The sequence below is a fragment of the Pseudomonas sp. LBUM1655 genome, from assembly GCF_059716085.1.
Window position 1 is genome coordinate 278,975 of the sequence record NZ_CP166801.1, and the last position, 12,942, is coordinate 291,916.

A 12,942-nucleotide genomic window follows, 5' to 3' on the forward strand; every position below is an offset into this window, starting at 1 on the left:
TCCCACCGATCAGGTGCTTTCGCGTTCGATAACTGTGCATTGCAGCAGATTCAGGCGTTGCACATCGTCGCTCGGCAACACTCCAAGGCTTTCCAATACCCGCGTCGCGGCAAGCACACCGATCTCCAGCGCCGGCGGTTTGATGGTGCTCAGACTCGGCAATAGCATCTCGGCAAATGGGTAATTACCGAAGCCGAGAATGGCGCAGTCTTCGGGGATTCTGATGCCGGCACGTTGGCCCGCTAGCAGGCCGCCGGCGGCGAGGTTGTCGTTGGCGAAGATGATTGCGTCGGGGCGGGAATGGGCGTTCATCAAGACTTCCATTGCCTGTTTGCCGGCTTCGAACGGCGCGCGATCAGCGTCCGGAGCGAACACCCATGGTTGCAGTCCGAACTCGCGCACAGTCGCGGCATAACCGTCGCGGCGTTCCAGTGCACTGAGGTCGCCGGGCGCGCTGTTCTGTACGAAAGCGATACGTCGATAACCTTTGTCGTACAGATATCGAGCGGCGCTGACACCCACTTCAAAATGCGAAAAACCGATCTGCATCGGCTGGCGTTCCGGCTGGTAATCCCAGGTTTCAATCACCGGAATCTCCGCCTCGGCAATCATCTTTTCCGTGCCAGCGCTGTGGAAATGACTGGTCAGCACCAGTGCTCCCGGCGACCAGCCAAGAAACGCTCGCACGGCGTTTTCTTCCAGTTCGGTGCTGAAGTAACTCGACGCCAGCAGCAGCTGATAACCGTGACGGCTAAGCGTATCGCTGAAGCCCTGAATGGTGTTGGCGAAGATCGGTCCGGAGATGTTCGGAATCACCATGCCAACGATTTTCCCTCGCGCCGAAGCCAAACCACCGGCCACCAGATTCGGCACATAACCCAACTCGGCCACCACCGCAGCAATCCGCTCGCGGCGCTCCGGCGAGACTTGCTCCGGCAGATTGAAGTAACGCGACACGGTGATCGCTGAAACGCCAGCCTCTCGCGCAACCGCACTCAGGGTCACGCGCCCGGCGCCACGGCGTTTGCGGGGCTTTTCTTCGTTCATGGCGCGATCCTTCTTAAAAACCAAAACGCATATAAAAGTAATTTTTCAGTATTGGACGCTCTATGTCGGGCTTGCCAATACTGGCGATGTTAGCGCTAACAAAGCGCAATGTCTGCTACTCGCTCGAGCGAATGCCCAAGACACCGATACAGGCGCTGTCGTCGCAGAACGGCAGCGGTTCAGGGCCATTTTCGAGCGGGCAAACATGCACAACATTCCTGGGGCGACACACAAACTGGCGCAATCGATTCGCGCTGCGGGCTGGCTGTTCACGGGGCTGGCGGCGTTGCCGCTGGCCGATGCTTTCGCGGCTGAGAGCACTGGTCAGGAGCCGACACTCAAGTCCGTGACGGTCACCGCCACCCGCCGCGAAGAATCGCTGCAAAAGGTGCCGGTGGCGGTGTCGGTGATCGACGGCGAACAGCTTGAACGCGACAACCGCAACGGCGTGGCGAGCATCGTCCAGCAAGTGCCGTCGCTGAATTTCCGTACCGGTGCATCGAACAAGGACACCTCACTGTTCGTGCGGGGCGTCGGCACGATTTCCACCTCGCCCGGCGTCGAGCCGACCGTGGCCACGGTGATCGACGGCGTGGTGTATGCACGTCCCGGCCAGTCCACGCTCGACCTGCTGGATCTGGAGCGCGTCGAAGTCTTGCGCGGCCCGCAAGGCACGCTGTTCGGCAAGAACGCCTCGGCCGGTGTGCTCAATATCACCAGCAAGGCGCCGACCGCCGAGACCCACGGCTACATCGATCAGTCGTACTACAGCGGCAATGAGAGCCGCACCCGCTTCGGCATTGGCGGCAGCCTGATTCCGGACACGCTCAAGGGCTCGATCAGCACCTTGTTCGGCAGCTACGACGGCAACGTCGACAACCAATACAACGGTCAGGAGGTTAACGGCTACAACCATCGCGGCGTGCGCGGCAAACTCGAATTCACCCCTAACGATGACGTCACCTTCACCCTGATCGCCGATTACATGCAGTCCCACGATGACGGTCCGAATGGCGTGGTGGGCAAATCCCTGACCCCGGCCTTCGCTAATGCGTTGAGCCCGGTCAATGCCACCAGCCACAACCGCGACATCAATACCGACACCCGCAGCCACGTCGAGGACATCAACAAAGGTTTGTCCGGCCAGCTCGACTGGCAACTGGGCGATTACACCCTGACGTCGATTACCGCATGGCGTGGCTGGAACAACACCCAGTATCAGGATGGCGACCGACTCGGCACGGTGACTGCGGCGTTCCCCGGCACAGCGGACAAGGGCGATCTGGCCTTCGACCAATACTCCCAGGAGCTGCGCCTGGCCTCGCCGAAAGGCGAATTCCTCGAATACGTCGGCGGCCTGTTTTACATGCACGGCAAAGACGACGAAACCTATCAGCGCACACTGACCACCACCACGCGCACCGACCGAGGCGTTGCCGACTACAGCACCACCAGCGACAGCTACGCGGCATTCGGTGAAGCGACGTTGAACTTCACCCCGGACTTTCGCGGTATCGCCGGCCTGCGCTACACCCACGATGATCTGGAATACGATCACCGACGCGTCTCCACCTCGGCGACCACCGTCAGCGGCATTCAACCGGCGACCAGCAGTTCCGGCTCGGTGGACGAGGACGGCTGGTCCGGTCGACTCGGCGTGCAGTACGACTTGAGCGACGCGGTCACCACGTATCTGACCTACTCGCGCGGCTACAAAGGCCCGGCCTACAACGTGTTCTTCAACATGCAGCCGCGCGACACCGAAGCGCTGAAACCGGAAACCTCCAACACTTGGGAGGCGGGGATCAAAGCCACGTCGTGGAACAATCGCCTGACCACCAACCTCGCGGTTTTCCACAGCGACTACGACAACTACCAGGCCAATTTTTTCGACACCGTCGCCGGGCAAGTGGTGACGCGCCTGATCAACGCTGGCAGCGTCAGCACAGAAGGCGTCGAACTCGATTACGCCTTGCAGGCGAGCCAGCAATTGAAATTCTCCGGCGCACTCGCCTACACCCGCGCACGCATCGACGAATTCGCCTGCCCGGCCGGCGCGGCGGCATCGTGCAACGTCAACGGCAAACCGCTGCCGTTCAGCCCGGACTGGAAAAGCTACGTGCGCGCCGACTACACCATCCCGCTCGACAACGGCCTGGATATCGAACTCGGCACTGACTACAGCTGGCAGAGCGAAGTGCAGTACGACATCAGCCAGAACGCCGACACCAAGCAAGGCGCCTACGGCCTGTGGAACGCCAGCGTGGCTTTAGCGGATTACAGCAACGGCTGGCGCGTGGCGTTGCTGGGCAAGAACCTCACCGACAAGTCCTATTCGCCACTGCTGGCCAGCGGCGGCAACTACATCTATCGCGCCGTGCCACGGGATGACGAACGCTACTTCGGCGTGCAACTGCGCAAGGATTTTTAAGATGAGCAGACAGCTGAAACTCGGCGCATTTCTTATGGCCACCGGGCACCACGTCGCCGCGTGGCGTCATCCGGAAGTACCGGCCAACGCCGGGCTGGATTTCGCCCATTACAAACGCCTTGCGCAGATTGCCGAGGCGGCGAAGTTCGATACGCTGTTCGTTGCCGACAGCGTGGCCGCGCCGACCCAGGACATCGCCAGCCGCATGGCCCGTTCGGATCACTTCGAACCGCTGACACTGCTTTCGGCGCTAAGTGCGGTGACCGAGCACATCGGCCTGATCGCTACGGCCACCACCAGTTATAACGAGCCGTATCACGTCGCGCGTAAATTCGCTTCGCTGGATCACCTGTCCGGTGGGCGCGCGGGGTGGAATCTGGTGACCTCGGACAACGCCGCCGAAGCGCTGAATTTTGGCCGAGATCAACACATCGGCCATGCCGAGCGTTATAGCCGCGCCCGCGAGTTTCATCAGGTGGTCACCGGGCTCTGGGACAGTTGGGAGGACGATGCCTTTCACCGCGACAAGGCCAGCGGTGAGTATTACGACCCGAGCAAACTGCATGTGCTGGATCATGTCGGTGAACACTTTCGGGTCAAAGGTCCGCTGAATGTCGCGCGTTCGCCGCAGGGACAACCGGTGATTGTCCAGGCCGGCTCCTCTGAAACCGGTCGCGAACTGGCGGCGCAAACGGCTGAGGTGGTATTCACCGCGCAAACTTCACTGGCCAGCGCTCAGGCGTTTTACAGCGATCTCAAGGGACGCTTGAGCAAGCACGGACGCAGCACGGATTCGCTGAAAATCATGCCCGGGGTTTTCGTGGTTGTCGGGCAGACGGAAGCCGAAGCGCAGGAAAAATGTGAAACGTTTCAGCAATTAGTCGAACCCGCAGTTGGCGTCGCCTTGCTTGGGCGTATGCTGGGCAACTTCGATTTGTCGAAGTACCCGCTGGACGGGCCGCTGCCGGAGCTGCCGCTGACCGACAGTGGTCAGCAGAGTCGGCAAAAACTGCTGACCGAACTGGCAGGCCGGGAGAACCTGACGCTCGTTGAACTGGGCCGCAAGATTGCCGGTGGGCGAGGGCATTACAGTGTGGTGGGCACGCCTGAACAGATTGCCGACCGTTTGCAGGAATGGTTCGAACAGGGCGCGGCGGACGGTTTCAATGTGCTGGTACCGCATCTGCCTGGCGGGCTCGAAGACTTCGCCAATGGCGTGGTGCCGGAACTGCAACGGCGTGGGTTGTTCAGAACACAGTATGAAGGTCGGACGCTGCGCCAGAATCTTGGCCTGGCTCGACCAGAAAACAGATTTGTATAAACACTTTGTGGTGAGGGGATTTATCCCCGATGGGTGGCGGAGCCGCCCCAAAACCTGAAATCGCGGTCTGTCAGGTATATGGGGTTTACTGAATTTGCGACTGCTTCGCAGCCGATCGGGGCGGTGCGACGGTTCGCTAAATCCCCTCGCCACAAAGGGTGTCCGGTTTCAGATGACTAAAAGACAAACAAGAGAGGATTCGATGACTTACACCGCTGCCGAAAACCGCTACGACTCCATCCCATACTGTAGTGGTCTAATGAAACCGGACACCCATTTAGGCGAGAATGCTCGCCAGATCGAGGTGTCAGATGACTAAACAACGCCGCTCCTTTACTCCTGAATTCAAGCGCGAGGCTGCTGACCTTGTGCTCAAACAAAACTACAGCTACATCGAAGCCAGCCGTTCGCTCGGCATTGGTGAGTCGGCATTGCGCCGCTGGGTTGACCAGATTCAGAAAGAACATAAAGGCGTCACTCCGCAGAGCAAGGCACTGACTCCGGAACAGCAAAAAATTCAGGAGCTGGAAGCCCGGATTGCTCGGCTTGAGCGAGAGAAATCAATACTAAAAAAGGCTACCGCGCTCTTGATGTCGGAAGATCACGAGCGTTCGCGCTGATTGACCAGTTGAGGGCACATGAGCCGGTTGATTGGCTGTGCAAGGTGTTTGACGTCACTCGCTCGTGTTACTACGCCCAGCGCCTGCGGCGCCGCACGCCGGATGTCGAACGGCTTCGATTGCGTAGTCGCGTAAGTGAGCTGTTCTCGCAAAGTCGCAGCTCTGCGGGCAGTCGCAGCATCCTGTCACTGATGCGTGAAGACGGTGAGCAACTCGGTCGATTCAAAGTGCGTAGCTTGATGCGCGAGCTTGATTTAGTCAGCAAACAACCCGGCTCCCATGCCTACAAACGAGCAACAGTAGAAAGACTGGATATCCCGAACACATTGAATCGCGAGTTCGACGTGCCTGCGCCCAATCAAGTCTGGTGCGGCGATATCACCTACATTTGGGCACAAGGAAAGTGGCATTACCTGGCTGTCGTCCTGGATCTTTGTACGCGTCGGATCGTGGGCTGGGCGCTGTCGGAAAAGCCAGACGCTGAGTTGGTGATCAAAGCGCTGGATATGGCTTACGAGCAGCGTGGCAGGCCTTCGGATCTGCTATTCCACTCGGACCAGGGATCGCAATATGCAAGCCGACTCTTTCGCCAGCGGTTGTGGCGATACCGCATGCGTCAGAGCATGAGTCGACGAGGAAACTGCTGGGATAACGCACCGATGGAGCGCGTATTTCGTAGCTTGAAAACAGAATGGATACCGACCGTGGGCTATCGAACTGCGCAGGAAGCACAGCGCGATATCAGCCACTTTTTGATGCATCGCTACAACTGGATTCGGCCTCACCAGTTCAACGAGGGGTTGGCACCAGCGCGGGCCGAGGAAGAACTTAACGTCGTGTCCGGGATTGGTTGACCACTACATACCGCCGCGTCGGCCGCAGCGGTCTGGTGCTGCCGTCGCTGTCGTTGGGGCTGTGGCATAACTTCGGCGACAGCACGCCGATCGAGACCCAGCGCGCCTTGCTGCGCACCGCGTTCGACCTGGGGATCAACCACTTCGACCTGGCCAACAACTACGGCCCTCCGTACGGCAGTGCCGAAATCAACTTCGGTCGCCTGCTGCGCGAGGACTTCAAGCAATATCGCGACGAACTGATCATCTCCAGCAAGGCCGGTTGGGACATGTGGCCCGGCCCTTACGGCCAGGGCGGCGGCTCGCGCAAATACGTGCTGGCCAGCCTCGACCAGAGCCTGCAACGCCTCGGTCTGGACTATGTGGATATCTTCTATTCGCACCGCTTCGACCCGGACACTCCGCTGGAAGAAACCGCCAGCGCCCTCGCCACGGCGGTGCAGCAGGGCAAGGCGTTGTACATCGGCATCTCCTCGTATTCCGGGGTGAAAACCCGCGAGATCGCCGCGCTGCTCAAAGAATGGAAAGTGCCGCTGCTTATTCACCAACCGGCGTACAACCTGCTCAATCGTTGGGTGGAAAAGGATCTGCTCGATACCACCGATGAACTCGGCACCGGCGTCATCGCCTTCACGCCATTGGCGCAAGGGCTGCTGACCGACAAATACCTCAACGGCGTGCCGGCGGATGCGCGGGTCAATCGTCCGGGCGGTGGTTCGTTGCAGGCTTCGCACTTGTCCGATGCCAACATCGCCCACGTGCGCGCGTTGAACGAGATCGCCAAGCGTCGCGGCCAGAGCCTGGCGCAACTGGCGCTGGCGTGGACGCTGCGTGATCCGCGCGTGACCTCGGCCCTGATCGGCGCGAGCCGGCCGGAGCAGATTATCGAGAACGTCGGGGCGTTGAAGAATTTGAGCTTCAGTGCTGAGGAATTGGCGGAGATTGACGGGTTTGCCCAAGAGGGTGGGATCAATCTTTGGGAGAAGCCTTCGACGGCGGAGTGATCACGAGCGGGGTGTGTCATTCGGATCCTACCCCCTCACCCCAGCCCTCTCCCCCAGGGGGGGCGAGGGGGAAAGGGAGCCGATCTTAATGCTTTTTAAGCCTGAGTTCGACTCGGTATATCAGGTCGATGTATAGCGACAAAACTACTCGGTCAGTCCCCTCTCCCTCTGGGAGAGGGTTAGGGTGAGGGGCTTTTGCTGTTTAGGGCTCAGCGAAAAAACGGCACATCCCCCAACACCGTAGCCCGCTGCATCACCCGCCGCGCCGGGCGGTAATCATCCACCGCGTAATGCTGCGTCACGCGGTTGTCCCAGAACGCAATATCGTCCTTCTGCCAGCGCCAGCGAATGGTGAACTCCGGCCGCGTCGCATGGGCAAACAGGAACTTCAAAATCGCCTCGCTCTCGGTCTCCGACAGCTCATTGATCTTCGACGTAAAGCCTTCGTTGACGAACAATGAACGCCGCCCGCTCATCGGGTGCGTGCGAATCACCGGGTGCGACAACGGCGGATTCTTGCGCCGTGCCTCTTCCCACTGTGCCAGCGCTTCAGGTGTGTTGCCGTAACGCTCCAGCGGAAACGAGCGAGTGAAATCGTGGGTGGCGGTCAGGCCTTCAAGCAAAGCCTTCAACGGCGCCGACAACGCCTCATACGCGGCAATCCCACTGGCCCACAATGTGTCGCCGCCAAACTCCGGCAGCAACTTGGCGCTGAGCACCGCGCCCATCGCCGGCGTCGGCAGGAAAGTCACGTCGGTGTGCCAGATCGCGTTGTCGCGCACGTCGGTGACGGCGGTATCCAGTATTAGCACTTCCGGTTGTTCCGGCACGTTCGGGTAGATCGGGTGAATGTGCAGATCGCCGAAATAATGAGCGAAGCGTGCCTGTTGCGACGGCTTGATCGGCTGATTGCGGAAGAACAGCACCTGGTACTTGAGCAGCGCCTGCTCGATGTCGTCGCGGTGTTCCAGGCTCAACGGCTGGCTGATGTCGACGCCGCTGATCTGTGCGCCGAGGGCCGAGCTTAACGGGGTGATATTCAGGCTGCTCATGGTGGTTCTCTTCAATTTCGGGGCCCCGATGTGTCGGGGTAGTCAATACTGAACAATCAGTGCGCCTGGCCGTGCCATGGCACCAGTTTGCGTTGCAGGGCGCGCAGGCCCATTTCCATGGCGAAGGCGATCAGGGCGATGACCAGAATCCCCAGCACAACCACATCGGTGACCAGAAATTGCGCGGCCGATTGCACCATGAAGCCCAAGCCACTGGTGGCCGCGATCAGTTCGGCAGCCACCAGCGTTGACCAACCGACGCCCAGACCAATGCGCACACCGGTAAGAATGTCCGGCAGTGCGCTCGGCAAAATCACATGACGAATCAGCTGCGCGCGGGTGGCGCCGAGCGACTGCGCGGCGCGCAATTTCGCCGGGTCGACGGTGCGTACGCCGGTCGCGGTGGCAATCGCAATCGGGGCGAAAATCGCCAGGTAGATCAGCAGCACTTTCGACAACTCACCGATGCCGCACCAGATCACGATCAGCGGCAGATAGGCGAGCGGTGGGATAGGGCGGTAGAACTCGATCAGCGGATCGAGCACGCCACGGGCGATGCGATTAGCGCCGATGGCGATGCCCACCGGCACGGCGGTGAGAATCGCGAAACCAAGGCCCAGGCCGATACGACTCAGGCTCGCGCCCAAGTGCTGCCACAGGGTCGAGTCCATATAACCCTTGGTCGCCAGCAACCAGCCTTTTTGCAGCACGGCGGATGGCGGCGGCAGGAACAGCGGCTCAATCAATCCAGTGGCGGTCACCGCCCACCAGATCACCAACAACGCAAACAAGGTCAGCAGGCTGATCCAGCGCGTGCTGAGGCTGCGGCGCACCGGAACAACCACCGAAGGGGTTTTCACTGCTGGGGCGGAAACGTCGTAACTGCTCATGCGCGCTCCTGCCGTTGTACGGCGCTGCGTTGCGAAAACACTTTGCTGAGCACGTGTTCGCGGGTTTCGATAAAACGCGGGTCGGACTTGATCGCGCGAGCAGACTCACCGGCGGCGTAACGCTGGCCGAAATCCAGGTGCAGACGCTCGACGATCTGCCCCGGATTCGGCGCGAGCAGAATCAAATCAGTGGCGAGGAAAACCGCTTCTTCAATGTCGTGGGTAATCAGGAAAACCGGTTTGGCGGTACGTTGCCAGACTTGCAGCAACAGCTCCTGCATCTGTTCGCGGGTGAAGGCGTCGAGGGCGCCGAAGGGTTCGTCCATCAGCAACACGCGCGGGTCGGCAGCGAGGGCGCGGGCGAGGCCGACGCGTTGTTTCTGGCCGCCGGAAAGCTGCCAGACGCGGCGGTTCTCGAAACCGGAGAGGTCGACCAGCGCGAGCATCTCGCGGGCGCGCTGTTCGCGTTTGTGCTTGGCAACACCGGCCAGTTCAAGACCGAAAGCCACGTTGGCCAACACATCCTGCCAAGGCAACAGGGCGTCGTCCTGGAACACCACGCCGCGTTCGGCGCTCGGGCCTTTGACCGGCACGCCGTCGAGGGTGATACGCCCGGCACTCGGTTCGACGAAACCGGCAATCAGGTTCAACAGCGAAGTCTTGCCACTGCCGGACGGGCCGAGGGCCACCAGCAATTGCTGAGGCCCCAGGGTCAGAGAGATATCCGCCAGCACCGGTTCCGGGCTGCCCGGGTACTGTGCGCTGATGCGCTCCAGCTGTAGCAAGGCCATCGCTATTAACTCCCGATCAGTTGGTGATGTATTTGGCGCTGACGTACGGCGCGTAGTCCGGCAGAACGGCTTCGACCTTGCCCTGTTCCTTGAGGAACGCGGCGGTGTCGGTGATGGCTTTGGTGGTCGGCGCGCCGAGGTCGCTGACCTGATCCGCCGCCAACGGGTAGACGTTGCCTTGCAGCAGCAATGGAATGTCGCTGGCCTTGGCACCGGAGAGCTTCACCAGTTTGTCGACGTTGGATTGATTGGCGAGCCAGGCTTTCGGGTCTTTACGGTAATCGGCGTAAGCGTCGAGGGTGACTTTGGCGAACGCGGTGACGATTTCCGGGTGCTTCTCGGCGAAGTCTTTACGCACGATCCACGCATCGAAAGTCGGCGCGCCGAACTTGGCCAGTTCACCGGAAGTGATCAGCACTTTGCCGTTTTCCTTGGCCACGCCCAGTGCCGGATCCCACACGTAAGTGGCGTCGATGTCACCACGTTTCCACGCCGCGATGATCGCTGGCGGCGCGAGGTTGAGCACGGTGACTTTCGACGGATCAATGTTCCAGTGCTTCAGCGCGGCGAGCAGGCTGTAGTGTCCGGTGGACACGAACGGCACGGCGATTTTCTTGCCGATCAGATCTTGTGGGGTCTTGATCCCGGAACCGTCGCGGGCAACCAGCGCTTCGGCGGCGCCGATCTGGGTGGCGATGAGGAACGTTTCCACCGGGACTTTGCGGGTGATCGCCGCCGTCAGCGGGCTCGAACCGAGGTAACCGATCTGCACGTCACCGGAGGCAATGGCCGCGATGATGTCGGCACCGTTGTCGAATTTGCGCCAGCTGATGTCGGCTTTGGTGGCTTTCTCATAAGCGCCGTCAGCCTGGGCGACTTTCGCCGGGTCAACGGTGGTCTGGTAAGCGACAGTGAGGTCGGCAGCCTGCGCCAGGAAGCTCGCGGCAGCCAGAGAGGCCACGGCCAGCAGGCGAAGCGGGAAATTCAGTTTCATTGAAGAGCTCCATATCAGGCGACCGAGCGTCGGCGAGATAGGAGACTAAATGATCTAAGAATCCAAAAATAAATAACTTTTTAGAATGAGCTTATGAGCGGAAAAATCTAAGGCTCGGCGGATATTGATCGTTCCCACGCTCTGCGTGGGAACGATCCAAGGCGACGCTTAGTTGCTGATTGCGAGAATGCTCGCCTGATACGACCCGACAAACACATCAAAATCGCCCACTTCGTTCTGCTCCAGCTCAGCCTGCGCCGCCAGAGAAGAACGCGCCACCTCCTCAAATTTCGCCTGTTCTTCGGGCTTCAAAGGCTCACTGCGGAAGAACTCCGCATGCGCCTGGCTCTGACGCAGGGAGAACTGCGCGAAGCTTTCCTTGTGTTCAGCCATTGCTGCCAGCACTTGCGCCGACGGTGTCAGCGACGGGTCTTTGACCTTGGTCAGCTGCGTATCCAGCGCCTTGCTGTGCGCATCGCCGCCATGGCTCTGATCCAGCAGCGCCGCCAGCGGCGCAATCTGTTCCAACAGCTCGGCCGCCCAAACCTTCAGCTCGACCGGCTGACCGTCGCGCTGCAATTGCAGGCCCGGACGGCGACCTTCCTTGACCACGCTGAGGAAGTTCGCGGTCGCGTTGCCGCAACTGGTGTTAGTCAGCAGCGGGCTGTCATTCAGCGTGCAGTACAGCAGGAACGCATCCAGGAAGCGCGACTCGGTGAGGTCGATGCCCATTGGCAGGAACGGGTTGATGTCCAGGCAACGTACTTCAACGTACTGAATGCCACGGGACACCAGCGCCTGAATAGGCCGCTCGCCGGTGTACGTCACGCGTTTCGGGCGGATGTTGGAGTAGTACTCGTTTTCGATCTGCAGGATGTTGGTGTTCAACTGAACCCACTCGCCATCCTGGTGCGTGCCGACCTCAACGTACGGCGGGTACGGAGTGGCCACGGCTTTGCGCAAGCTGTCGGTGTAGCTCGCCAGATCGTTGTAGCACGGCGTCAGGCCGGCCTGGGCGTTGCTCTGGTAACCGAGGTCGCTCATGCGCAGGCTGGTGGCGTAGGGCAGATACAGGGTGTCCGGGTCCAGTTGTTCCAGTTGATGCGAACGACCGCGCAGGAAACCGGCATCCAGCGCCGGCGAAGCACCAAACAGGTACATCAGCAGCCAGCTGTAGCGACGGAAATTGCGGATCAGCGCGATATAGGACGACGACTGGAAATCCCGGTCGGTGCCGACGAAACCCTCGGCTTCTTTCAGCAGCGGCCAAAGCTTTTCCGGCAGGGAGAAGTTGTAGTGAATCCCGGCGATGCACTGCATGGTCTTGCCGTAACGCAGTGCCAGGCCTTTGCGGTAGACGTACTTGAGCTGACCGATGTTGGACGTGCCGTAGTAGGCGATCGGGATGTCTTCCTCGGCCGGCAACGGGCACGGCATCGATGGGCTCCACAGGTACTCGCTGCCGAGTTTGCTGTAGGCAAAACGATGAATCTTGTCCAGGCTCGCCAGCGTGTCCGCCGGGTCGGGCAGGGCAGGCGTGATGAATTCCAGCAGCGACTCGGAATAGTCGGTGGTGATTTGTTCGTTGGTCAGCGCGGAACCCAAGGCTTCCGGGTGCGGCGTTTGCGCCAGTCGACCTTCGCTGGTCACGCGCAGGCATTCACGTTCGATACCGTGGAGGCACTGTTCGAGCAGAGAGAGGTTGGCGCGCTCACCGAGCAGAGCCAGGCGGCGGTTGAGAAGTTCGCTCAATTTGGATTCCTTCACGCGTCAGTCGCCCCAATATGGGGGTGGGCAGGACGGTCTACAAGGGTGAAGTTGAAACTGGCGTTTTCGCCTGGTTTTATAGCGGCAGGCCATTTGCCGGTCAGTCAAGAACTGCACAATCCCTGTGGGAGCGAGCCTGCTCGCGAAGGCGGTGTGTCAGCCAACATCTTA

Annotated in this window: 10 protein-coding genes; 4 read left to right on the top strand and 6 right to left on the bottom strand. The window is 60.3% G+C overall.

Going from position 1 to position 12,942, the window contains the following annotated elements:
• Window positions 1-9: 9 nt before the first annotated feature.
• A complete protein-coding gene (locus ACA074_RS01230) occupies window positions 10-1,047 on the bottom strand; it encodes a LacI family DNA-binding transcriptional regulator (protein WP_497678294.1) in 1,038 nt (345 codons plus the stop codon).
• A 205-nt stretch (window positions 1,048-1,252) separates the two neighbouring features.
• Between ACA074_RS01230 and ACA074_RS01235 the strand changes: the two genes are divergently transcribed.
• The 4 genes from ACA074_RS01235 (at window position 1,253) to mgrA (ending at window position 7,277) form a co-directional block, all read left to right on the top strand.
• Window positions 1,253-3,478, top strand: a complete 2,226-nt coding sequence (locus ACA074_RS01235) for a TonB-dependent receptor (RefSeq protein ID WP_497678295.1) — start codon at window positions 1,253-1,255, stop codon at window positions 3,476-3,478.
• Window position 3,479: 1 nt separating this feature from the next.
• A complete protein-coding gene (locus ACA074_RS01240) occupies window positions 3,480-4,799 on the top strand; it encodes an LLM class flavin-dependent oxidoreductase (protein ID WP_497678296.1) in 1,320 nt (439 codons plus the stop codon).
• 311 nt (window positions 4,800-5,110) lie between these two features.
• Window positions 5,111-6,273 (top strand): IS3 family transposase gene (locus tag ACA074_RS01245; RefSeq protein WP_497677316.1). Its coding sequence is split into 2 segments (ribosomal slippage): window positions 5,111-5,366 and window positions 5,366-6,273, totalling 1,164 coding nucleotides; the frame shifts between segments, so codons are not numbered across the junction.
• Window positions 6,270-7,277, top strand: coding sequence for an L-glyceraldehyde 3-phosphate reductase (gene mgrA / locus ACA074_RS01250; protein ID WP_497678297.1), 1,008 nt, complete (start codon window positions 6,270-6,272; stop codon window positions 7,275-7,277). Before ACA074_RS01245 ends, mgrA begins: the two co-directional genes overlap by 4 nt.
• Before the next feature lie 209 nt (window positions 7,278-7,486).
• Here mgrA and tauD read toward each other — a convergent pair whose 3' ends face one another.
• From tauD to gshA, 5 genes are all read right to left on the bottom strand, one after another.
• Window positions 7,487-8,329, bottom strand: coding sequence for a taurine dioxygenase (gene tauD, locus ACA074_RS01255; protein WP_497678298.1), 843 nt, complete (start codon window positions 8,327-8,329; stop codon window positions 7,487-7,489).
• A 56-nt stretch (window positions 8,330-8,385) separates the two neighbouring features.
• Window positions 8,386-9,219, bottom strand: coding sequence for a taurine ABC transporter permease TauC (tauC, locus tag ACA074_RS01260; protein WP_497678299.1), 834 nt, complete (start codon window positions 9,217-9,219; stop codon window positions 8,386-8,388).
• Entirely contained in the window at window positions 9,216-10,010 is a 795-nt protein-coding gene (gene tauB, locus ACA074_RS01265; protein ID WP_187679399.1) for a taurine ABC transporter ATP-binding subunit, read from the bottom strand. Before tauB ends, tauC begins: the two co-directional genes overlap by 4 nt.
• A 16-nt stretch (window positions 10,011-10,026) precedes the next feature.
• A complete protein-coding gene (tauA, locus tag ACA074_RS01270) occupies window positions 10,027-11,004 on the bottom strand; it encodes a taurine ABC transporter substrate-binding protein (RefSeq protein WP_401387751.1) in 978 nt (325 codons plus the stop codon).
• Window positions 11,005-11,172: 168 nt separating this feature from the next.
• On the bottom strand, window positions 11,173-12,756 hold the full coding sequence (gshA, locus tag ACA074_RS01275; RefSeq protein WP_497678300.1) for a glutamate--cysteine ligase: 1,584 nt from the start codon (window positions 12,754-12,756) through the stop codon (window positions 11,173-11,175).
• Window positions 12,757-12,942 lie beyond the last annotated feature (186 nt).

Coding starts and splice junctions, on each gene's coding strand:
- ACA074_RS01235 (WP_497678295.1), top strand. CDS start 1,253: ATGCACAACATTCCTGGGGCGACACACAAACTGGCGCAATCGATTCGC.
- ACA074_RS01230 (WP_497678294.1), bottom strand. CDS start 1,047: ATGAACGAAGAAAAGCCCCGCAAACGCCGTGGCGCCGGGCGCGTGACC.
- ACA074_RS01240 (WP_497678296.1), top strand. CDS start 3,480: ATGAGCAGACAGCTGAAACTCGGCGCATTTCTTATGGCCACCGGGCAC.
- tauA (WP_401387751.1), bottom strand. CDS start 11,004: ATGAAACTGAATTTCCCGCTTCGCCTGCTGGCCGTGGCCTCTCTGGCT.
- tauD (WP_497678298.1), bottom strand. CDS start 8,329: ATGAGCAGCCTGAATATCACCCCGTTAAGCTCGGCCCTCGGCGCACAG.
- tauB (WP_187679399.1), bottom strand. CDS start 10,010: ATGGCCTTGCTACAGCTGGAGCGCATCAGCGCACAGTACCCGGGCAGC.
- tauC (WP_497678299.1), bottom strand. CDS start 9,219: ATGAGCAGTTACGACGTTTCCGCCCCAGCAGTGAAAACCCCTTCGGTG.